The organism is Brachybacterium sp. AOP25-B2-12 (assembly GCF_052378625.1).
Taxonomy (GTDB): Bacteria; Actinomycetota; Actinomycetes; order Actinomycetales; family Dermabacteraceae; genus Brachybacterium.
Map to the genome: position 1 here is coordinate 1 of NZ_JBQSXW010000002.1, position 21216 is coordinate 21216.

The window sequence follows — 21216 nt, forward strand, 5'->3', positions numbered from 1 at the left end:
CTAGGTTCTCCTGGGCGCCGTCGGCGAGGTAGTCGATCCAGGCGTCGCGGTCCAGCAGGCCGGTGTCGGTGACGTCGGTGCCCTCGGTGAAGGCGCGGAAGTTGTCCCCGCCGGCGGTGAGGAAGTTCGCGGCGACCACGGTGTAGGTGGCGGCCGGATCCAGGGGCTCGCCGTCGATCGTGACCGAGGTGATGCGCTGCCCCTCGGGCAGGGATGCGTCGAAGGTGTAGTCCACGTTCTTGGACAGCCCGAGCGCGAGGTAGTCGCGCGAGGGGACCTCTCCCGCGGCATCCCGCTGCCACTGCTGGTTCAGGAGCTTGACGAACTGCGCGCCCGTAAGCTTGACCGTCGAGAGGTTGTTGACGAAGGGCACGACGTTGTTGGCCTCGCCGAAGGTCACCTGGCCGTCGGCGGTCTCGGCGCCCGAGCGGGCGTGGAAGAGGTCTGCGCGCACACCGCCCGGGTTCATGACGCCGATGCTCGCCTTGGCGCCCGCGTAGGAGTCGCGCTGGGTGGCCCACACCATCGAGTCGGCGAGGGCGTTCGAGAGCGTCGAGGACGAGGCGCGGTCGTCGCCCTTGGCGACGGTGCCGGTGCTCTCCCAGGTGCCGTCCGCGCCGTAGGCGGCGTCGGAGGGGGCGTAGGCGGTGGTGATGTCCTCGGAGATCGACCCGACGGGCTTGGCGGCCTCGATGTCTCCCGTGGCCTTGGCGTCGTCGGAGATCTTCGCGGCGGCCTGGTAGACGGGATCGGTGGTGCACGGCGAGCCGGCCGCGACCTCCTTGGGGGTGGCGACGAGCCCGGTGCCGGCGGGCACCGCGTCCCAGTCGCCCGCGGCGTCGACGCTCAGGGTGACCTTGCCCAGGTTCGCGCCGTAGGAGCCGGTCTGCATGATCGGCCGGCTCTCCCCCGGCTCGCCGGGCACGGGCGCCTGGAAGGTGTAGCTCTGGTGGGTGTGACCGTTGAAGATCACGTCCGCGGCCGGTGAGGTGTCGTTGACGATGCGCTGGTAGAGCTCCCCGCCGCCCGGGTTCGTCCCGGCGGCGGCGGAGCGCGCGGAGCCCTCGTGGTACTCGACGACCACGATGTCGTAGTCGGCCTTCGAGTCCCCGGTGGCCTTGGCCGCCTCGAGCTCGGTGATCGCCTCGTTGACCGAGCTGACCGGGTCCCGGAACTCGAGCCCCGTCAGGCCCGCGGGCGAGGTCAGCGCCGGGGTCTCCTGCGTGTCGGCCCCGACGACGGCGACCTTGACGGTCCCCGCGTCGACGATCGTGGAGGGGGTCGCGGCACGCTCACCCTCGGTCGTGAAGATGTTGGCGGCCAGGTACTCCCAGTCCGCGCGCTCCTCGATGTGGCCCTTCAGATCGTCCTGGCCCTTGTCGTACTCGTGGTTGCCGAGCGCGGAGGCCTTCAGCTGCAGGGCGTTGAGGTAGTCGATCGTCGGATCGTCGTCCTGGATGTACGAGGCGAACTCGCTCGCACCCACGTTGTCACCGGCCGACAGGAACACGCTGTTGCCGCCGTCGCCCAGGGTCCTGCGCTCGTCGGTGAGCGTGCACGCGAGCGGCTTGGCCGTCGTCGAGATGCGACCGTGGAAGTCGTTGATGTTGAACAGGGTCACCGAGGTGCCGGCGGGAGCGGCCGCGGGCACGGCGCCGACGGCGAGGGCGCCGGGAGCGAGCGGGACGAGGACGAGACCGAGGGCCGCGAGGCCTGTCGTGGCGGCGCGCAGGCTGCGCCGGGGTGCGGACGACCGCATGGATGTCTCCTGAGGAGGGGGAGGCAGGCAGGGACCGGCACCGTCGAGCGCCGGGGGCGCAGGATCCGAGGAATCCGAGCCGATGGGCCAGCTCGAGGGACCCGGCGACCGGGGACGTGCCCCATCCTCGCGTGGCTCGCGCCATGATCCGTCCGGGACGGAGGATCGTTACCGGAAGTTCATACGAGCGACCATCGGCCCGTGGTGTCTGAGTCGCCACCCTCACGCCCGTCCGGGGCCTGCGGATTCCCCGCGGCGCGCAGAAAGCACCTATCGTCGTCCCCGGTGCCAGTGACGCCGCTGTCCGACCCCCGGGGGCCCCCTCCCGGCCCGGCCGGAACGTCCTCTCGTCCCGACGTCCGAAAGAGACCCATGGTCCGCGATCCGCTCTTCTCCCGCCCCTCCTCCGAGCCGGTCGACGCCGGACGTCCCCAGACCTGGACCTCGCCGGCACCGCGGCGACGCCGCACGGTACCCGCCAAGGACGGCGCGAGCTGGCCGCACGTCGTGATCGTCGGCGGCGGGTTCGCCGGAGCCAACGCCGTGCTGGGACTGCGGGACACCCGGGTCCGCATCACCCTCATCGACCGGAACCTCTACAAGACGTTCCAGCCGCTGCTCTACCAGGTCGCGACCGCCGGCCTGAACCCCGGGGACGTCACGATGTTCCTGCGCGGGCTCTCCCTGAAGGTGCCCAACATGCGCTACCGCCAGGGCGAGGTGATCGGGGTCGATCCCGAGCACCGCCGGGTCAGCGTCGAGGGCGCCAACGGGCACCCCTGGGAGCTGGACTACGACTACCTCGTGCTCGCGGGCGGCGCGACCACCAACTTCTTCGGCACCCCCGGGGCCGAGCAGTACGCGATGCCGATGTACACGCGCTCCCAGGCCCTGAAGATCCGCGACGGCGTGTTCGCTCAGCTCGAGCGCACGAGCCGCGAGGGCGAGCACGACAAGCTCTGCGTGTCGATCGTGGGCGGCGGCCCCACCGGCGTCGAGATCGCCGGGGCGCTCGCGGACTTCCGGCGCCAGGAGCTCGACATCCTCTACCCCGAGATGGACCCGGGGACGCTCAGGATCCGCCTGATCCAGCGCGGCGGCGAGCTCATCAAGGACTTCGCCCCCCAGTACCGCGAGTACGCGGTCCGGGAGCTCGAGGCCCGCGGTGTCGAGCTGTGCCTGGGCCACGGCGTGGCCGAGGTGGGCTACGACTTCGTGCGTCTGGACGACGACACCGTGCTCGAGTCCGACATCACCGTGTGGGCCGCCGGCGTGGCGCCGGCGGAGTACCTCTCGGCGTGGGGTCTGCCCCAGGTCAAGGGCGGCCGCCTCCAGGTGGACCCCGACCTGCAGGTCACGGGCGTCCCGCGGGTGTTCGCCGCCGGGGACATCGCCGCGCAGCCCGAGCCGCTGCCGCAGCTCGCGCAGCCCGCGATCCAGTCCGGGCGCCATGTCGCGCGGATGATCGACGCCGACGTCACGAACCGTCCCGAGCGCCGCCGTCCCTTCGAGTACATGGACCTGGGCACCATGGCCACGATCGGCCGCCGGGCCGCGATCGCGGTGATCCCCCACGCCCCCGGGCTCACGGGCACCGCGGGCTGGTTCGCCTGGCTGGGCGTGCACGTCGCCAAGCTGATCGGCCACCGCAACCGTCGGGCGGTGACGATGAACCTGCTGACGCTGTACTCGGGCACCCGGTCCACGCACCAGCCCAACCCCGTCGTGGGCGACGTGGACTCCGTGCGCGCCGAGGCCGACTTCGAGGACGCCCGCGACCTGCGGCGCTTCGGCCCCGACCACCGGGGCTGACCCCTCCGGGGACCTGGCGATCGGGCGATCAGCCCTCAGCCTCTCCTGCGGCGTCGCCGCAGCATGCCGCGGAGCCTGTCCGCATCGGCGTGTGCCGCCGAGGCCTCGGCGGCACCGCGACCCGTGGCGCCACCACCGTCCGGGGCTCCCCCGGGCGCATACCGGGCGCGGCTCACGGCCGCACCCAGACGTGACGCCGCCTCGCGGTCCTCGTCGGTGACAGGGATCCCGCGGGCTCCGGCGCCGTCCACGAGCGCATCGAGCGCCGCGCGCGGCGGGCTGGTCGTGTCCAGCGCGATGCCCGGGGCCTCCTGGCGCCGTCGCCCGAGCAGCAGGGTCGTCGCGACGCGCTCGCGGCGACCGCGTGCCGCCGCCGCGGCGGCCACCTCGTCCCAGCCGTGCAGGGCCGCCCGTGCGGGCAGCGCGGCGACCGCCTCCCAGCCGGCCACCCGGGCCCGCGCCCGGTGCCGGAGCAGCAGCGCCCAGCCGACGAGCACCAGGGCCAGGACGCCGAGGGCGACCGGGAGCACCCATCCGCCGCGACCGGTCTCGCTCCCGGAGGCGGCCTCGGTGGTGCCCGGCGCGCTGCTCGTCGTCTCCTCGGCGGCCGACGCCGCCGGGGTCGTCGGCTCCTGCGCCGCGGCCGTGGGCTCGGGCGTCGCCTCTGCGGCACCGGCGGTGGGGGCGGCCTCCTCCGCCGCGAAGGACGGGGTGGCGACCCCGTTGGCCGCGGCCGCCGGGGTCGGCTCGAAGCGGATCCACCCGCGGTCCGGCCCGAACCACACCTCGGGCCAGGCGTGGGCGTTGCGGTTGGTGACCGTGCGCTCGTCGCCGTCGACCGTCCCGGCCGTGAAGCCGATGACGACCCGCGTGGGGAAGCCCTGGGAGTCCATCATGAGCGCGAACGTCGCGGCGAACTGCTCACAGTACCCCGTGCGGTCCTCCAGGAAGGACGTCACCGGGTCCTCCCCCGGCTCGGAGCGGGCGTCGAGGTCGTAGTCGAACGTCGTGTGGAAGTAGTTCACGTACGCCTGCGCGGTGTCGAAGGCGTTCTCGGCACCGGCCTCCGTCCTCACCTGCCGCGCCAGCGAGCTCACGATCGGGGGGACGTCGGCCCGGATGTACCCGGATCGGAACGGCCCGACCTGGCTCTCGGGGTCCACCGACCGCAGCTCGTCCTCGGTGAAGGAGATCTCCTCCGCGGCGACCGTGTAGTCGAACCCCGTCAGGTCGCGCGCGCGGCCCTCGAGGGGGAGCTCCCCGGAGACGCTCCGGTCACCGACCACGGGCAGGCGCTCGCCGGCATCGGTCCAGCGGATGTTCGGAGGTGCGGGCAGGGTGCGGGAGCTGAGGTCGCGCACCGAGATCTCGTAGGTCGAGAGGCCCTCGGGGCGGGTGGGATCCTGCACGCGGTCGGTGAAGGACTCCTGCGGCTCCGCGCCCGGCACCGACTCGAAGCGTCCGTCCTCGTAGGCGTTGAGCGTGTGCAGGCGCAGGTAGCCGGGCACGGGCGCATCGGTCCGCAGCCGCAGGACCTCGGTCTCGCGCCCCTGCATCAGATCCCGGCGCACCGAGACGCTGTCGTCGATCATCACGGGGCCGATGTTCGCATCGTTGCCGGTCAGACGATTGACGGTGTCGACGGTGAGGGGGAATGGAGCAGGGTCCCGCGTCGGCAGCACGGTCGCGAGGGCCGGGCCCGCGACGAGGGCCAGGACCAGCGTCCCGGCGACGAGCGCGGCCTGCGGAGGCTGCGCGATGCTCCGCACCCCCAGCACGAGGATCGCCCCGGCCACGGGGCCGGCGACCGTCCACCAGGGGCCGCCCCCGGGCGTCATGAGCGCCGAGGAGAGCACGAAGCACGCGAGCACCAGCGCGGTCACGGTCACCTGGTCCAGGTCCATGAGCAGCAGGTCCAGCGCGAGCACCACGAGGGCCAGGAGCACGGCGACGACCACGGTCCCCGGGCCGCCCAGCTCCAGCGGGGCTCGGCCCCCGCCGAGCTCCCGGATCCCCTCGGTCAGCAGCCCGGGCTGTCCCATGACGATGCCGACGGGCCCGCCCGGAGGCAGCACCCCGGCCTGCACCTGCGCCAGGAGCAGGAACAGGACCAGCGCGAGCCCCTGGCCCAGCGGCACCAGCACGGTCGGTCGCAGCAGGCGGCGCAGCACCAGGCCGGAGCCGACGACGGTGAGGGCTGCCCCCATCAGCAGCACGAACCAGCCGAGTCCCGTGAACAGCATCGTCAGGGGCGTCGAGGCGAGGGCGATCGCGACCAGCAGGACGAGCCCGCGGACGATCTCGGGGCCCAGCGGCCCGCGCGGGTGCGGCCCGCGGTCGCGGCGGCCGCGCCGACGTGAGCGGACGTCCGAGCCGTCCCCGGGGGCCGGCCCGGCCAGCGGTTCCGCGACCGGGTCGGGCGCCGAGCCCTCCGCGGGGCGCGCATCCAGACCGGCAGGGGCGGTCATGCAGGCACCTCGCTGCCCTGGGCCAGCGCGTCCACGATGCTCGACAGGGGGGCGGCCGCCTCGGCCTGCACCACGGTCCAGGTCCCGCCGGGGAGGCCGGGCACGTCGGCGACCCGTGGGGCGGTGACGGCACCGGCGCCGTGGGCCCGGGGATCAGTGCCCATGGCCGCGGTCGGGTCCGCGGCCTCGTCCAGGATCACGGCCACGCGGTGTCCGGCGCGGCCCGCGAGCGGGGCCAGCGCCCGCAGCCGGCCCCGCTGGGCCCCGGCACCGCCTGCGGCTCCGGCACGGTCTGCGGCTCCGGCAGCGCCGGGGGCCCCGGGCAGGAGCACGAGGGCGAGGGCCACGTCGCCGGTGGTCACGCCGCCTGCGGGCAGGCCGAGGGCGCTCGCGGGAGAGGCGTCCCGGAACTCTAGGCGTGCCAGGGCGTCCAGCGCGTGGTGGTCGCCGCTGGCCCCGGACTCCTGGGCGAGCACCGAGCCCCGGGCGCTCCGGGTGCCGATCGTGGCGGAGCGGTCCGCGGCGGCCGCGTGCACGATCTCGTCGCCCCGGGCATCGAGCACCCGCACGGACCAGCCCGTCTCGCGGAGCATCGCCCCGAAGGTCGCGGTGGCCGAGACCAGGCGGTCCTCAAGACCGGGCCGCGCGGGCCCGTCCCGGCGGTCGTCGAGCACGATCACGGCGGTCTCGGCCTCCAGCGGCTCGTCCTCGCGGGTCATCAGCCGGTCGGCCCGGGCACTGGCCCGCCAATGGATCCGCCGGAGGTCGTCGCCCGGGACGTAGGGGCGGGCCAGGGGCCCGATCTCCCCGATGCCCTGGCCCGCGCCGGCCCCGAGGGTCCCGTCGTGGGCCAGGCGCGCGCGCTGCATCGCGGCGGGGTCCAGGCGCTCCACCCGGGGCAGGCCGATCACGGTGCCGGGCAGCTCCTGGGTGCGGGAGATGCGGAACAGGCCGAACACGTCCTGGACCCGGACCGTGCACGGCCCGAGCCGATGCTCGCCGCGGCGGCGCACGGCGATGAGGTGCGGGACCTGCGGCCGCAGGGTGAGCTCGCCGCTGCCCCCGAGCGCTTCGGGCATGGCGCACCGGACGACGCCGCTGCCCAGCGGGAACCGTGACAGCAGCGCGTCGGGGGCGAGCGACAGCGAGACCCGCGCCGTGCCGGGCGCCGTCACCCGCGGGTCCTCGATGCGGCGCTCGAGGCGCAGCCCGATGCCGCACAGCAGCGTGGTCACCGCCGAGAGCACCAGGACCACCAGCAGGGCCGCGGCGACGTCGAGCGCGGCGACGAGCCCGGAGAGGGCCCCGAGCGCCCACAGCGCGATCGTCACGACGAGCACGACGACGCCGCGCCCCGTGGGCCGCAGCAGGCCGGCGCGGGTGCGGCCGGCGGACTCGTCGTCGGGCATCTCAGCTCCCGAGGGGCGTCCGGTCGAGGACGTCGTCCAGGACGCTGTCGGCCGTCATCCCCGCCGAGACCGCGGGTGCCGTGAGGTGCAGGCGGTGCCTCCAGACGGAGCGGATCACCGCCCGGACGTCCTCGGGCTCGACCCAGGTGCGGCCGTCGATCACGGAGCGCGCCTTGGCCGCCCGGACGAGGTGGACGCCCGCGCGGGGGGAGGCCCCGAGCGCGACCCCGTCGTGGCCGCGCGTGGCGTGCGCGAGCGCGACGACGTACTCCAGCAGCTTCGGGGCGGCGTGCTGACGGCGCACCGAGCGGACGATCCGGGCGATCGTGGCGGGGTCGGTGACGGCCCGGATCTCGTCGACCGTGTCCCGGGCGCCGGGCTCGACGGGACCCGTCTGGTGCTCGAGCATGCGGGCCTCCGCCGACGCCGCGGGGTAGCCGATCGCGGTCTGGGCCAGGAACCGGTCGCGCTGGGCCTCGGGGAGGCGGTAGGTGCCCTCCATCTCCACGGGGTTCGCGGTCGCGATCACCATGAACGGCTCCTCGAGGGAGTACGTGCTGCCGTCGACGCTGACCTGCCGCTCCTCCATGGCCTCCAGCAGCGCCGACTGCGTCTTGGGCGAGGCCCGGTTGATCTCGTCGGCCAGCAGGACGTTGGTGAAGACGGCGCCGGGCCGGAACTCGAAGTCGCGGGTGACCTGGTTGAAGATGCTGGCGCCGGTGACGTCGCCCGGGAGCAGGTCCGGGGTGAACTGGATGCGCTGGCGGCGGGCGCCGAGCGCGGCGCCCAGCGAGCGGGCCAGCACGGTCTTGCCGACCCCCGGGACGTCCTCGATGAGCAGGTGCCCCCCAGCCACGAGGACCAGCAGGGCGGTGTCCACGACCTCGCGCTTGCCCTCGACGACGGTGGTGACCTCGGCGGCCACACGGTCCAGGATCTCCGCCACCTCCGCGGCCTCGGCGGCGTCCAGCGGACGGTCCGGCTCCTGCGCGCCGGGCACCTCGGGCGGGGTGGTCGAGTCCGGGGACGCGGCGTCGGGCGCGAGGCCCTGGGAGGTGTCGGACAGCGCCATCGGGAGTGCTCCTTCGGACGGGCGGGCACCGTGCGGGACGGCGGGACGCCCAGTGTACGGAGCCGGGGACGTCCGAAGATGGGTGTCCGATGTGCCGCGTGCGTCCCGGACGTCCCGCGGACCTCGCGTCCGGGGCAGGTGTCAGCTCTCTCGGGGCTCGCCCCGCGGTGCGGCCCCGGCGCCCGGGCCCGGCGGGACGGTCGGAGCGACCGGGACGAGGAGCCGGTTGAGCACGCCGAGGGCCAGGAGCAGCACGGAGGCCCCGAGCGGGATCCAGGCGGCCGCGGCCACGCCCAGGTCCTCGGCCACCCGCCCGGTCGCGGCCGAGGCGAGAGCCTGGCCCACGGCCGTGGCGGAGCCCAGCATGGTCATCACCGTGGCCGAGCGGCCCACGGGGCTGCGCTCGGCCGCGAGGCTGTACAGGGCCACGACGGTCGGGCCGATGCCCGGGCCCGCGACGGCGAGCGCCACGGTGACCCCGGTCAGGGACCCGGCCATCGCGTAGCCGAGCATCGACGCCGTCATGACGCCCGCGAAGACGATCCAGCGCAGGCCGATCCCGAAGCGGTCCGGCAGCAGCGCCGAGGCCAGGGCCAGCACGGCCGACCCCACCCCCATCACGGCGTAGACGAGGCCTGCCGCCTCGCCCCGCCCGAGCTCCCTCATCGCGGCGGTGAGCGAGGTGAGCACCCCGCCGAAGAAGATCCCGACGCCGAGGGCACCGGCGACCACGACGACGATGCCCCGCGCCCCGAGCTCGCCGGCGGGAGCGCGCAGGGCCGGAGCCCCCGGATCCGGGACGACGGCCCGCGCCGTCCGGTGCAGCGCGAAGGACGTGACGAACACCAGGGTGAGCACGGCCGCGCCGATCAGCGGGGCGGCCGGGTTCAGCGTCGTGGCCAGCAGACCCACCAGGACCGGGCCGAACACGAAGGTGGTCTCGTCGGCCGCGGACTCATAGGCCATGGTGCGGGCGGTGGTGCGGTGGCGGCGTGGCAGGGGCAGGGCCCGCACGATCACCTGCACGAGGCGGCTGCGGGACATCGGCCCCACCTGCGGCGCGCTGGCGCCCAGGACCAGACCCACCGCGAGGAGCGCGGCATCCGGTGCCGCGCTGTACGCGACCGCGGTCAGGGCCAGCAGGGACAGCGCGTTGACGGTGCCTGCGACCAGCAGCACGCCCCGCTGGCCGAAGCGGTCGGCCGCCGCGCCGAGCACCGGACCGCCGATCGCGCTGCCGATCCCGACCACGGCCGAGACGAGCCCGCCGAGCGAGATCGAACCGCGGGCCCCCACCACCAGGGTCAGGGTGCCCACGACCACCATCGCGAAGGGGAAGCGGGCGATGAGCGCGACCGGGAAGTAGCCGAGGCCCATGGCGGCGAGCAGGGACGAGGGCGCGTCGTGGCGGTCCGGCGCTACGAGGCGGGCGACGGGCGGGGCAGAGGATGCAGGGTCGTGCGGCACGGTGTCTCCGGTCGGTGTCGGGGCTGTGCCGCCTTGGACGGCCCCGATGGGCCCGAGGTGATGCACGGGGGCGCGGGCCCTGCGGACCTCACGGACCGTTCAGACTACGAGGCAATGGCGCGACCTCGCAGGCGACGTGCTCGATCTCGCACCCGCGTCGGGGACCTCGACTCCCCCGACCCCCGTCAGGTGAGTCTCGCGGCCAGGGCGTCCCCGACCTCTGCGGTGCCGCGTGGGCCGGTGGAAGCGCGCGCGTCGAGATCCGCTGCGACGGCGTCTCGGATTCGATCACCCTGGCCCCGCAGTTCCAGGTGGTCGAGCATCATCGCCGCCGACAGGACTGCCGCGGTCGGGTCGGCCACACCCTGGCCCGCGATGTCCGGAGCCGACCCGTGCACGGGCTCGAACATCGAGGGGTACCGGCGCTCGGGATCGATGCTCCCCGATGCGGCGAGCCCGATGCCTCCAGCGATCGCGCCGGCGAGGTCCGTGAGGATGTCGCCGAAGAGGTTGTCGGTCACGATCACGTCGAACCGCTCGGGTGTGGTGACGAGGTGGATGGTCGCGGCATCGACGTGGAGGTAGTCGACCTCGATGTCCGGGTACCGGGCCGAGACCTCATCCTGGACGCTCTGCCACAGGCCACCCGAGTGCACCAGGACGTTGTTCTTGTGGACCACGGTCACTCGCCCGCGACGCCTCCGGGCAAGGTCGAAGGCGAAGCGCATCACGCGTTCGACGCCGTGGTGCGTCGCGAGCGCCACTTCCGTGGCCACGGCGTTCGGAGTCCCTTCTCGCAGGACACCGCCACTGCCCGAGTACGCGCCCTCGGTCCCCTCACGCACCACCACGAAGTCCGCCCGCGCGCCGGGGCCCAGCACGCTCGAGACGCCCGGTCGGATGAGCGCCGGCCGCAGGTTGACGTACTGGTCGAAGTCGAACCTCAGGCGCAGCAGCAGGCCGCGCTCGATGCTGATCCCCGCGAGGCGGGGGTCACCCGGCCGTCCGCCGACCGCGCCGAACAGGATCGCCTCCGTCTGCGCGATCTGCCGCATCTCGGCGTCCGGCAGCATGTCACCCGTCCGCAAGTAGCGGTCGATGCCCAGGTCGAAGTCGTGCAGCTCGAAGGCGACGTCCTCGTGCTCGGTCGCGGCGTGGAGAACCTTGAGCGCCTCGGGGACCACTTCTCTGCCGATGCCGTCTCCGGGGATCACGGCGAGGGGGATGGTGCGGGTCATGGGGTGCTCCTTCGGGGGCGCGTGCGGTGACGTCGGGTCGAGAGGTCGTGCGGGCAAGAGGTCATCCCTTCTCGGCTCCGGCGGTCAGCCCTCCGGTGAGGAGGCGCTCGGTCGCGAAGAAGATGACCACGATCGGGAGCGTCAGCACGACGGAGCCGGCCATGAGCACCGTCGCGGGCACCTCGAGACCGCCGGACAGCCGGGAGAGCCCCAGGGACACGGTCCACTTCCCCGGGCTGTCGACCAGGAAGAGCAGCGCGAAGAGGAACTCGTTCCAGGCGATCATGAAGACGAACAGCCCGGTCGCCATGATCGAGGGGAGGGAGAGACGCAGGCTCAGGCGCCACATGACCCCGTAGCGGCTGAGGCCGTCCACGAGTCCCGCCTCCTCGATCGACACGGGCACGGACTCGAGGTAGTTGCGCAACATGTAGATCGCGACGGGAACCGTCTGTGCCGCGTAGACGGCGACCAACCCCACGAGTGAGCCACGCAGCCCCATGCGTGTCAGCACGACGAACAGGGGAATCGCGATGATGATCGAGGGGAACAGGTACGAGGCGAGGAACACCGCGCTGATCCGCCCGCGCCCCGGGACGGGCAGGCGTGCGATGGCGTAGGCGCCCGGGATGGCGATGGCGAGCGCGAGAACGACGGACGAGAGCGCGACGATCCCGCTGTTGAGCATGAACCCGCCGAAGCCCTGCCCACCTTGGTCCGTGGGCAGGAGGACTGCGAGATACGTGCCGAGGTCCAGCTCCCCGAGGTCCAACCACAAGCGGGCAGGATCACAGAGGAGCTCCTCGATGGGCCGTACGGACAGGACGACCATGTACCAGAACGGCACGAGACAGATGGCGAGCAGGACCACGATCGTGATGGGCCGTAGGACCCTCAGGGACGCGCGCTGCAGCGCATACGCATCGAAGCGGCGGTGGGTACGCATCAGAGCGACTCTCCTCGTCGGCGGATCAGGAAGGCATAGAGGCCGATGCAGAGGATCAGCACGACCGCGAGCACGAGAGCCTGGGCCGACGCCGCTCCGACGTTCTGCTGCACCGTGAGGAGCTGGTAGACCCGGATGCTCGCCACCTGCGTCCCCGCGGCACCACCGGTCAGCAGGAAGACGCTGTCGAACTCGTTGAACGTCCAGATCGAGCGCAGCACCACGAGGACCGTGATCACCGGCAGCAGCTGCGGCAGGATCACGTGCCGGAAGCTCTGCAGGGGCGTCGCACCGTCCACCAGCGCGGCCTCCTCGATCTCCGGGCTCATCGCCTCCATGCGCGCCATGATGAACAGGAACGCGAAGGGGAAGAACCTCCAGATCTGGAAGGCGATCACGGTCAGAAGGGCCGTGGGCACACCGATCTCCGTCCCGAGCACGGGCACGTGCGCGACGGCTTGGGTGAGGAACGGGATCGGCCGATCCCAGCCCAGGACCTCCTCGCCGAGTGCGTTGACGATGCCGAACTCGGGATGGAGCATGATGCGCCAGACGAAGGTCACGGCCACGACCGGCGCGATGTAGGGCAGCAGCATCGAGGCCCGGACGAACGTGCGACCACGGAAGGGGCGTCGCAGCGCGAGCGCCGCGACCAGGCCCAGTGCGATCGATCCCGCGACCGATCCCACCGTGAACACGAGGGTCACCACGAGGGTTCGCCCGAGCTGGCCGGATCCGAGGACGATCGCGAAGTTGTCGAGCGTGAAGGCTTCGACGAGGCCTTGGCGTCCGATGTTGATCAGCTTCAGCCGCTGGAAGGAGATCAGCACCGACCACGCCAGAGGGATGAACACCATGATCAGGACGATGGCGAGCGTCGGCGAGACGAGCACCATGCCCGTCCTGCGATCTCGCCCGGCGAGACCTCCGCCGTGACGTCGAGATCGATGCGCCGTGCGGGGGGTGTGCGGTGCGGTCGACGTGGACGGGGCACTCACTGCGGACCTCTTTCGCGGGGTGGACGGGTGATGATCGTTCTCACGGGATCGCGGCTCAGTCACCGAAACCTGCCTGCAGCTGTTCGGCCTGGACGACGGCCTCGTCGGCGATGTCCTGTCCCGACGCGCCGGACGTGATGGCGTCGGACATGATGGTCGGGAGGACGCGCTGAGAGGTCATGGCTCCTTCGAGCTGTCCTTGGCCCTCGTCCACGCCCCAGCGCACGATCCGCTGCGGCGCTCCCTCGACCTCGTCGATGACCGCGGGTGCGTAGATGTCGCTCAGACGCACGCGGGTGTCGACCCCGGACTCCATCTGGCGCCAGGCATCGCGGAAGCGGGTCGGCTCGTCGAGGGTGCCCAGCCGAGTGGGGACCTTGCCCTCGGGTGCGAGTCCGATCCAGCTCTCGTAGCGGTCGTCCATCATGAATCGCACGAGGTCCGGCGTCCGCGAATGGGACTCCTTCAGGATCGTGAAGGAGACGATGTCGCCATAGCCGGCGGGACTCTGGGCGTCCGGGCCCTGGATCGCGGCGACCACACCGGTGTTCTCCGCCAGCCAGCGGGGGTCGTCGGCGCACTCGTCGCAGGTCGGCAGGGCGTCCCAGCGCAGCCCTCCCAGTTCGTCGAGCAGGAATGATGACCACACCACCATCCCGGCCCGGCCGGAGAAGTACGTGGCGCGGGTCGTGTTGGGGTCCTGCTCGCCGTCCACGGAGTCCTCGCGCATGAGGGACGCGAAGGTGTCGAAGCTGTGCACGCAGGCGGGGCTGCCGAGGTCGACCTGGCCGTCGTCGTCGACGAGGCGGCATCCGTTGGCGAGCGCGAAGTGCTCGATGGTCTGGGCCGTGAACTGCTCCCCCGGGGTCGTGGCCGCGACGATGCCTGCCGTGTCGCCGGAGTCCAGGGTCTGGGCCGCCGCACGGATGCTGTCGAAGTCCGTCGGTGGCGCGAGGCCCTCGCGGTCGAACAGATCCGTCCGGTAGTACAGGAGCATCGGGAAGGCATCGCTGGGAACGGCGAGCTGCCGACCGTCGAGCTCGGTGAGCTCGAGGGAGCGAGCATCGAAGGTCTCCGCACCGAGGTCCTGGACGACCTCCTGCGCGGCATCGGTGTCCAGGATGTCGTCACCCGCGAAGGACAGCACGTTGGCCAGCGGCAGGGCTCCCACGACGTCCGGCAGGTCATCGGCGGCGGCCGCCGACGTCAGAGCGGTGGTCAGCTGGTCCTCGGCGATCGGGACGAGCTCGGTGCGGATTCCGGTCCTCTCGGTGAACTCGTCGAGCATCACCTGCTGAGCAGCGATCCGGTCGGGTTTGTCCTCGATCGTCCACATGACGAGTGGGCCTGCGTCCGGATCCCGGTCGGCGCCGGTGCCGCCGCAGGCCACGAGGAGTGCGGTGGCGGCGGAGGCCGCGATGAGGGCGAAGTAGCTGCGATGGCGCATGAACTGTCTCCTTTGACGAGGCACGTTCGCAGGGCGTACGGCGAAGTGGGCGTCCCGGCCCGCCGGGTCGCACTGCACCGTGGCGCAATGTTTACACGAGGCAACTCTGACGTCAAGGAACCGCCCAAACACCAGAGGTCGATACTCTCGGGAGGGCGGTTCTTCGGTGGACGTACTGTTCGCCCACTTGTTGCCGAAGCTCAATTCCGCGCCATCGCGCATCCGGCGTCAGTTGCTTCGAAGCAACTATTACGCTAGCGTGCCGACCGGGAAACCTCCCGCACACATTCGACGCACAGGATCAGAGGGACCATGACCTTCTCGCTGGGCATCGTCGGCGCCGGCCAGTTCTCCGGCAGCTTCGCGAGCCTCTTCAAAGCCCATCCCGGAATCTCTCGCGTGGTCGTCACCGATCTGCGGCCCGAGCGCGCCGATGCGCTCGTCGCGCAGCACGGACTGGACGGCACCGTGGACTCGTTCGACGCCCTCCTGGAGAGCGACGTCGACGCCGTCGGCATCTTCACACAGCGCTGGACCCACGGCCCCCTGGTCGTCGACGCGCTGCGCGCCGGCAAGCACGTGTACTCCGCAGTCCCCATGGCGATCACCAAGGAGGAGATCGCCGAGATCATCGAGGCGGTGCGCGAGACAGGCCTGACCTACATGATGGGCGAGACCAGCTACTACAACCCCGCCACCGTGTTCGCCCGACGCAAGGCCGCTGCCGGGGAGTTCGGACGCCTGGTGTATGCCGAGGGCGACTACATGCACGACATGGATCTCGGCTTCTACAAGGCCTACCAGCACTCCGGCGGGGAGGATTGGAAGGCGACCGCGAGCTTCCCTCCGATGCTCTACCCGACGCACGCCATCGGGGGCGTCCTCGGAGCTTGGACCACGCACGCACGGAGCGTCAGCTGCGTCGGGATCCGCGACACGTCCGGCGACGGCGTCTTCGACCGGTCCGTGAGCGCCTTCGACAACGACTTCTCCAACATGAGCGCGCTGTTCGAACTCGCGGACGGCGGCGCGATGCGCACGAACGAGATGCGCCGCGTGGGGTACCCCTCGAAGATCCGCGAGTCCCGCTTCCGGTTCTTCGGCACCGAGGCCAGCTTCGAGCAGATCGCCAAGGAATCGGTGTGGGAGGACAAGCACGAGACTTACGACGTGTCCGACCAGCTGCTCACCCAGCGCACCCTCTCCACCGATGACCGCGCGCTCGAGCACGTCGATCCCGACCTCCGCGACGCCTTCGTCTCCGGACACGCGGCCGTCCATGACCGGTCACGCCTTCCGTCCGAGTACGAGGGCCTGCCCAACGGCCACGAGGGCAGTCACCACTTCCTCGCCGACGAGTTCGTGCAGTCCGTCCTGCAGCAGCGCCTGCCCTCGGTCAACGCGTGGGTGGCGGCGCGTTTCACCCTGCCGGGGATCGTCGCCAACGAGTCCGCGCGGCGCGACGGTGCACGGCTCGCGATCGACGACTTCGGCGACGCGCCGGCGTGAGCACCCAGGAGCTGCGAAACTCCGTCGTGCGACTGCCCCTTCCGCCCCGCCCTCGTCCGGCCATGCGCCGGGCACCGGGGCGGGGCCCCTTCGACACGTAGGGTGGTCGGAAGATCCACACGAGGAGGGGACCACCGATGTCGCTGGATCGGCAACCCACGACCACCGCTCGACGCCGGGTGACCCGTCAGGACGTCGCACGGCTGGCCGGGGTGAGTGTCCCCGTGGTGACCTACGCCCTGAACGGCGGACCCAAGAACGTCTCCCCCGCGACGCGCGACAAGGTCCTCGCGGCCGTCGACCAGCTCGGGTACCGGCCCAATGCCGCAGCCCGCGCGCTCCGACGTGGCCGCAGCGAGCTGCTCGGGATCATCGTCCCCAACCTCGCCAACCCGCTGTTCGCGGCCCTCGCCCACGAGGTCGAGGTCGCCGCGGGGTCCCGCGGGGTCACACTCATCGTGCTGAGCGCCTCACCGGGAGAGGTGGCCGCAGGCCTTGAGCGCCTCGCCGCGCGTCAGGTCGATGGCGTGCTCGTCGCCACTCCTGTACGGAGCGGCGACATCGCCGCCATCGAGGTCACCGGACTCCCCACGGTGCTCATCAATCAGCCGGGGGCGATCGAGGGGATCCCGGCGATCGGGGTCGACCAGTACGGCGGTGCCCGTCTCGCCGTCGACCATCTCGTCGCCCAGGGGCATCGGGACATCGCCTACCTCGGTCCGGCATCCGGCGATCAGCGTCGTCATGAGGGGTGGCGCGATGCCATGGGAGCGGCGGGCCTCGCACCGGTGCGAGTCGTCGAAACGCCGTTCACACGTGAAGGCGGCTATCTCGCGGGCCGTACCGTCCTTGCGTCGACCCCCCGTCCCTCTGCGGTCTTCGCGAGCTCCGACCAGATCGCACTCGGGGCACTGCGTGCGTTCCACGAGGCCGCGATCGACGTGCCCGGGGACATCGCGGTGGCGTCGTTCGACGACTCGCCGGATGCCGCATACGCCTGGCCCCCCCTCAGCTCGGTGAGTCAACCGATCGGACGGATGGCCCGCGAAGCCGTCGGACGGCTCCTCGACGGAGTCCCGGCGGACGGGACGCCTTTCCAGCAGTTCCCTGTGGAGCTGGTCGTCCGGAGGAGCAGCGTCCGGGAACCGTGACGCTCCCCTGCGTCCAGGTCGCCCAGAGGCACAGGTCCACACCGCCGCCGGCTTCGCCTCAGTCCCGCAGGGCCTCGGCGAGCACGACCTGCTGATCGCGCACGAGGAAGCCCGTGGCCTCGATCTTCGCGAGATCCAGCACCGAGCTCGCGGGCCGCGGGGCGATCCCGTCCTTGCCGGCGTAGTACTCCGACGTGCAGACCGGCGTCACGCGCTCAGGGTCCGCACCCAGCAGGCGGTACACCTCCCGGGCGATCTCGGCCCAGCTGCGCGGCTCCCCGCCACCGGTGACGTTGTACGTGCCCGCGGGGGCTCCGCTCGTCAGGAGGTGGTCGATCGCGGCCGCGAGGTCCGAGGCGGCGGTGAGGCGTCCGATCTGGTCGGCGACCACGCTCGGGTCGATGCCGCGCTCGGCCAGGCTCGCCATCGTCCGGACGAAGTTCGTGCCCTCCCCGACCACCCAGCTGGTGCGGAGGATCCAGTGGGCGGGCAGGGTCGCGACGAGGGCGTCGCCGGCGGCCTTGGTCTGGCCGTAGACGCCCAGCGGGCTGAACGGCTCGTCCTCGACGTGCTGCTCGAGGGACCCGTCGAACACGTACTCGCTGGAGACGTGCACGAGGCGGGCCCGATGCGCGCGGGCCTGCTCGACGAGACGTCCCACCCCGGCGACGTTGACCGCCCAGGCGTCCCGGCGTCCGGTGGCCGTCTCGGCCTTGTCGACCGCGGTGTACGCGGCGGCGTTGACGATCGTGCCGTACGGGGAGAAGTCGAAGGCCCCGACGGCCGCGGCGTCGGCCAGGTCCAGGCCCGCCCGGCCCACGACGTCGACGTCCTCGCGGTCCGCCCAGCGCTCGGCGAGGGCCCGTGCGAGCTGGCCCGAGCTGCCCACGACGAGGGTGCGCCGCGGGGGCACGGGCACGACGTCGGCCAGGCGCGGGTGCGCCTCGTCCTTGGCGGAGAGCTCCGCCTCGGCGAGCGGGATCGGCCACGGGATCGCGGCCGTCTCGTCCGCGAGGTTCAAGAACGTGTACTGCGCCTGGGCGGCGGCCGACCAGTGGTCGTTGACCAGGTACGTGTACGCCGCGGGCGCCTGAAGGGTCTGGAACGCGTTGCCCACCCCGCGCGGCACGTAGATGGCCGTGTCCGGGGTGATCTCGTGCCAGTACGCCGTGCCGAACGTGGGTCCCTCCCGCAGATCCACCCAGGCGCCGAACACGCTGCCGGTTGCCACCGAGATGAACTTGTCCCAGGGCTCCGCGTGGATGCCGCGGGTCACGCCGCGGGCCTGGTTGAAGGAGATGTTGTTCTGCACGGGGCCGAGGTCCGGCAGGCCGAGCGCGATCATCTTCTCGCGCTGCCAGTTCTCCTTGAACCAGCCCCGGTTGTCCCCGGGCAGGGGGAGGTCGATGACCAGGAGACCGGGGATGGGGGTGGTGCGCACGGCGAGCTGCTTCACAGGCGGAGGGCTCCTGTCGGGAACGGGGGTGACGGTCGGGGCGAGGGGCGAGGGGCGGCCCGGGCGGGCCGCCGTGTCACTGCCCGGTCGCGGCGTACTTCGCCTCCGTGGCGGCCTTCTGGGGACGCCACCAGTCCTCGTTCTCGCGGTACCAGTCGATCGTCGCCGCCAGCCCCGTGTCGAAGGAGCCGTAGGACGGGGTCCAGCCGAGCTCGGTGCGCAGCTTCGTGGAGTCGATCGCGTACCGCAGGTCGTGCCCGGCCCGGTCGGTGACGTGGTCGTAGTCGCCCGCGTCGTGGCCCATGAGGGTCAGGATCTGCTCGACGACGTCCTTGTTGGACTTCTCGCCGTCGGCACCGATCAGGTAGGTCTCCCCGATCGTCCCGTCGGCCAGGATCGTCAGGACGGCCGAGGAATGGTCGTCGGCGTGGATCCAGTCGCGGACGTTGAGCCCGGCGCCGTACAGGCGCGGGCGGATCCCGTCGATGAGGTTGGTGATCTGGCGGGGGATGAACTTCTCGACGTGCTGGCGGGGCCCGTAGTTGTTCGAGCAGTTGGAGATCGTCGCCCGCACCCCGAACGACCGCACCCAGGCGCGCACCAGGAGGTCGCTGCCCGCCTTGGTCGAGGAGTACGGGCTCGAGGGGTTGTACGGGGTGTGCTCGGTGAAGCGTGCCGGGTCGTCCAGCGCGAGGTCGCCGTAGACCTCGTCGGTCGAGATGTGGTGGAAGCGGGTGTCGTGGCGGCGGGCGGCCTCCAGCAGCGTGTAGGTGCCGATGAGGTTGGTGTCCAGGAACGGCGAGGGGTCCGCGAGGGAGTTGTCGTTGTGGGACTCGGCGGCGTAGTGGACCACCGCGTCGGCCTCCCCCACCAGCCGGTCCACGACCGCGGCGTCGGTGATGTCGCCCTCGACCACCGTGAGCCGGTCCTCGGGAAGGCCTGCGAGGGAGGCTCGGTGCCCGGCGTACGTGAACTTGTCGAGCACGGTGACGGTGTCGTCGGTGGTCCCGAGGACGTGGTGCACGAAGTTCGAGCCGATGAAGCCGGCTCCGCCGGTGACGAGGAGGTGTCGGGTCACGGTGGGGGTCTTTGCTGTGGGTCGGGGGTGGTGCGCACGGGGGTGGCGCGGGCGGCGGCGGGGTGCCGCACGGGAGCGATCAGGCGCGCTCGGCGGTCTCCCGCTCGAGGGCGTCCAGGAGGTACGTGCCGTAGCCGGACTTCACGAGGGGCTCGGCACGGGCGCGCAGCTCGTCGTCGCTGAGGAAGCCCATCCGCCAGGCCACCTCCTCGGGGGCGCCGATCGACAGCCCCTGACGCTTCTGGACGGTGCGGATGAAGTCGCCGGCGGCGGCGAGGTCGTCGAAGGTGCCGGTGTCGAGCCAGGCCGTGCCGCGCGTGAGCACCTCGACCTGGAGCGCCCCCTCCTCGAGGTAGCTGCGGTTGAGGTCGGTGATCTCGAGCTCGCCGCGCGGGGAGGGCTTCAGGGCCTTGGCGCGCTCGGAGACCGTGGCGTCGTAGAAGTAGAGGCCCGGCACCGCGAGGTTGCTGCGCGGCGCGGCGGGCTTCTCCTCGAGGGACACGGCGCGGCCGTCGGCGTCCATCTCGACGACGCCGTATGCCGTCGGATCCGCGACCCAGTAGCCGAACACCGCGGCGCCGTCGACCTCGTGGTAACGGCGCAGCTGCGAGCCCATGCCCTGGCCGTAGAACAGGTTGTCGCCGAGCACCAGGGCCGCGCGATCGCCGTCGAGGAACTCCTCGCCGAGCACGAAGGCCTGCGCGAGCCCGTCCGGGGAGGGCTGGACGACGTAGCTGATCTCGACGCCGAAGGCGGAGCCGTCCCCGAGCACCCGCTGGAAGGCCGACTGGTCCTGCGGGGTGGTGATCACCAGGATGTCGCGGATCCCTGCGAGCATCAGGGTCGTCAGCGGGTAGTAGATCATCGGCTTGTCGTACACCGGCATTAGCTGTTTGGAGACCCCGATGGTCAGGGGGTGCAGCCGTGAGCCGGTACCGCCGGCCAGGATGATTCCGCGCATGGGGTCCAGTATGTCAAGGCTTTCGCAGGTGAGGGCTCGTGCTCGCCAAGGCTTCACAGGCGCTTGACCGAGTCCGGGTCAGGACGTGATCCTGAGCAGTGCGGCCCGTGCCGCGCGGATCCCGGCGGGCTCGACGTGCCCCTCGGCGGGCGTCGCCATGCCTGCGCGCAGGGCCTCCCGGCCCACCGTCACCTGCACCTGACCGTCGCCCGCGTCACGCAGCAGATCCGCAGGGACCAGCACCTCGCGCACCGAGAGCCGGCCCAGCGCGACCGAGACCGCGGCCAGGTCCCCCGTGCGGTCCACCAGGAACACGTCGTGGACGCGTCCGACGCGACGGCCGTCGGCGTCGAGGACGCCGGCGGTCGCGAGCGCGCGGATGTCGAGACCGGGGCCCTCGCCGGCCGGAGGCTCCGGGGTGCCCGGGTCCGCCATGGTGCCCTCG

The 21216-nt window shown here is 72.1% G+C and carries 16 protein-coding genes; 3 read left to right on the top strand and 13 right to left on the bottom strand.

The features are described from left to right. Nucleotides 1-1759, bottom strand: a 1759-nt coding sequence (locus tag ACT3TZ_RS01730) for a bifunctional metallophosphatase/5'-nucleotidase (RefSeq protein ID WP_444581666.1), incomplete at its 3' end; no start/stop codon positions are given. Between the two features lie 372 nt (nucleotides 1760-2131). Between ACT3TZ_RS01730 and ACT3TZ_RS01735 the strand changes: the two genes are divergently transcribed. After that, nucleotides 2132-3571, top strand: a complete 1440-nt coding sequence (locus tag ACT3TZ_RS01735) for an NAD(P)/FAD-dependent oxidoreductase (RefSeq protein ID WP_444581667.1) — start codon at nucleotides 2132-2134, stop codon at nucleotides 3569-3571. Between the two features lie 35 nt (nucleotides 3572-3606). Here the strand turns inward: ACT3TZ_RS01735 and ACT3TZ_RS01740 are convergent, their stop codons facing one another. The 8 genes from ACT3TZ_RS01740 to ACT3TZ_RS01775 form a co-directional block, all read right to left on the bottom strand. Beyond that, nucleotides 3607-6039 (bottom strand): DUF3488 and transglutaminase-like domain-containing protein, encoded by a 2433-nt coding sequence (locus ACT3TZ_RS01740; protein WP_444581668.1) that lies wholly within the window; start codon nucleotides 6037-6039, stop codon nucleotides 3607-3609. Then, a complete protein-coding gene (locus tag ACT3TZ_RS01745; protein ID WP_444581669.1) occupies nucleotides 6036-7448 on the bottom strand; it encodes a DUF58 domain-containing protein in 1413 nt (470 codons plus the stop codon). The genes ACT3TZ_RS01740 and ACT3TZ_RS01745 overlap by 4 nt, the downstream gene beginning before the upstream one ends. A gap of 1 nt (nucleotide 7449) precedes the next feature. Next, nucleotides 7450-8520, bottom strand: a complete 1071-nt coding sequence (locus ACT3TZ_RS01750) for an AAA family ATPase (protein ID WP_444581670.1) — start codon at nucleotides 8518-8520, stop codon at nucleotides 7450-7452. Between the two features lie 141 nt (nucleotides 8521-8661). Continuing rightward, the gene (locus tag ACT3TZ_RS01755) at nucleotides 8662-9987 is read right to left on the bottom strand and encodes an MFS transporter (RefSeq protein WP_444581671.1); all 1326 of its coding nucleotides are present in this window, start codon (nucleotides 9985-9987) and stop codon (nucleotides 8662-8664) included. A 185-nt stretch (nucleotides 9988-10172) separates the two neighbouring features. Next, on the bottom strand, nucleotides 10173-11225 hold the full coding sequence (locus tag ACT3TZ_RS01760) for a 3-isopropylmalate dehydrogenase (protein WP_444581672.1): 1053 nt from the start codon (nucleotides 11223-11225) through the stop codon (nucleotides 10173-10175). Nucleotides 11226-11286: 61 nt separating this feature from the next. After that, nucleotides 11287-12171 carry a carbohydrate ABC transporter permease gene (locus tag ACT3TZ_RS01765; RefSeq protein WP_444581673.1) on the bottom strand — a complete coding sequence of 295 codons (885 nt, stop codon included), beginning with the start codon at nucleotides 12169-12171 and terminating at the stop codon, nucleotides 11287-11289. Further along, a complete protein-coding gene (locus ACT3TZ_RS01770) occupies nucleotides 12171-13067 on the bottom strand; it encodes a carbohydrate ABC transporter permease (RefSeq protein WP_444581674.1) in 897 nt (298 codons plus the stop codon). The genes ACT3TZ_RS01765 and ACT3TZ_RS01770 overlap by 1 nt, the downstream gene beginning before the upstream one ends. A gap of 157 nt (nucleotides 13068-13224) precedes the next feature. Beyond that, the gene (locus ACT3TZ_RS01775; RefSeq protein WP_444581675.1) at nucleotides 13225-14616 is read right to left on the bottom strand and encodes an ABC transporter substrate-binding protein; all 1392 of its coding nucleotides are present in this window, start codon (nucleotides 14614-14616) and stop codon (nucleotides 13225-13227) included. A gap of 312 nt (nucleotides 14617-14928) precedes the next feature. On the opposite strand from ACT3TZ_RS01775, the gene ACT3TZ_RS01780 reads away from it, so the two are divergent. Together ACT3TZ_RS01780 and ACT3TZ_RS01785 are read left to right on the top strand one after the other, a co-directional pair. Then, the gene (locus ACT3TZ_RS01780; RefSeq protein WP_444581676.1) at nucleotides 14929-16125 is read left to right on the top strand and encodes a Gfo/Idh/MocA family protein; all 1197 of its coding nucleotides are present in this window, start codon (nucleotides 14929-14931) and stop codon (nucleotides 16123-16125) included. A 137-nt stretch (nucleotides 16126-16262) separates the two neighbouring features. Further along, on the top strand, nucleotides 16263-17276 hold the full coding sequence (locus ACT3TZ_RS01785) for a LacI family DNA-binding transcriptional regulator (RefSeq protein ID WP_444581677.1): 1014 nt from the start codon (nucleotides 16263-16265) through the stop codon (nucleotides 17274-17276). A 58-nt stretch (nucleotides 17277-17334) separates the two neighbouring features. Here the strand turns inward: ACT3TZ_RS01785 and ACT3TZ_RS01790 are convergent, their stop codons facing one another. The 4 genes from ACT3TZ_RS01790 to ACT3TZ_RS01805 all read right to left on the bottom strand — a co-directional run bounded on the left by ACT3TZ_RS01790 (nucleotide 17335) and on the right by ACT3TZ_RS01805 (nucleotide 21206). Further along, nucleotides 17335-18732 (bottom strand): sugar nucleotide-binding protein, encoded by a 1398-nt coding sequence (locus ACT3TZ_RS01790; RefSeq protein WP_444581678.1) that lies wholly within the window; start codon nucleotides 18730-18732, stop codon nucleotides 17335-17337. A gap of 76 nt (nucleotides 18733-18808) precedes the next feature. Then, the gene (rfbB, locus tag ACT3TZ_RS01795; RefSeq protein WP_444581679.1) at nucleotides 18809-19810 is read right to left on the bottom strand and encodes a dTDP-glucose 4,6-dehydratase; all 1002 of its coding nucleotides are present in this window, start codon (nucleotides 19808-19810) and stop codon (nucleotides 18809-18811) included. Between the two features lie 79 nt (nucleotides 19811-19889). Further along, complete coding sequence (rfbA, locus tag ACT3TZ_RS01800) at nucleotides 19890-20771, bottom strand: glucose-1-phosphate thymidylyltransferase RfbA (RefSeq protein ID WP_444581680.1); 882 nt, start codon at nucleotides 20769-20771, stop codon at nucleotides 19890-19892. A gap of 78 nt (nucleotides 20772-20849) precedes the next feature. After that, nucleotides 20850-21206 carry a PRC-barrel domain-containing protein gene (locus ACT3TZ_RS01805; RefSeq protein ID WP_444581681.1) on the bottom strand — a complete coding sequence of 119 codons (357 nt, stop codon included), beginning with the start codon at nucleotides 21204-21206 and terminating at the stop codon, nucleotides 20850-20852. Nucleotides 21207-21216 lie beyond the last annotated feature (10 nt).

Bases quoted from the DNA above. Each gene is read 5' to 3' on its own strand.
- rfbA (WP_444581680.1), bottom strand. From the start codon at position 20,771: ATGCGCGGAATCATCCTGGCCGGCGGTACCGGCTCACGGCTGCACCCC.
- ACT3TZ_RS01760 (WP_444581672.1), bottom strand. From the start codon at position 11,225: ATGACCCGCACCATCCCCCTCGCCGTGATCCCCGGAGACGGCATCGGC.
- ACT3TZ_RS01785 (WP_444581677.1), top strand. From the start codon at position 16,263: ATGTCGCTGGATCGGCAACCCACGACCACCGCTCGACGCCGGGTGACC.
- ACT3TZ_RS01745 (WP_444581669.1), bottom strand. From the start codon at position 7,448: ATGCCCGACGACGAGTCCGCCGGCCGCACCCGCGCCGGCCTGCTGCGG.
- ACT3TZ_RS01765 (WP_444581673.1), bottom strand. From the start codon at position 12,171: ATGCGTACCCACCGCCGCTTCGATGCGTATGCGCTGCAGCGCGCGTCC.
- ACT3TZ_RS01775 (WP_444581675.1), bottom strand. From the start codon at position 14,616: ATGCGCCATCGCAGCTACTTCGCCCTCATCGCGGCCTCCGCCGCCACC.
- ACT3TZ_RS01750 (WP_444581670.1), bottom strand. From the start codon at position 8,520: ATGGCGCTGTCCGACACCTCCCAGGGCCTCGCGCCCGACGCCGCGTCC.
- ACT3TZ_RS01740 (WP_444581668.1), bottom strand. From the start codon at position 6,039: ATGACCGCCCCTGCCGGTCTGGATGCGCGCCCCGCGGAGGGCTCGGCG.
- ACT3TZ_RS01780 (WP_444581676.1), top strand. From the start codon at position 14,929: ATGACCTTCTCGCTGGGCATCGTCGGCGCCGGCCAGTTCTCCGGCAGC.
- ACT3TZ_RS01805 (WP_444581681.1), bottom strand. From the start codon at position 21,206: ATGGCGGACCCGGGCACCCCGGAGCCTCCGGCCGGCGAGGGCCCCGGT.
- ACT3TZ_RS01770 (WP_444581674.1), bottom strand. From the start codon at position 13,067: ATGGTGCTCGTCTCGCCGACGCTCGCCATCGTCCTGATCATGGTGTTC.
- ACT3TZ_RS01735 (WP_444581667.1), top strand. From the start codon at position 2,132: ATGGTCCGCGATCCGCTCTTCTCCCGCCCCTCCTCCGAGCCGGTCGAC.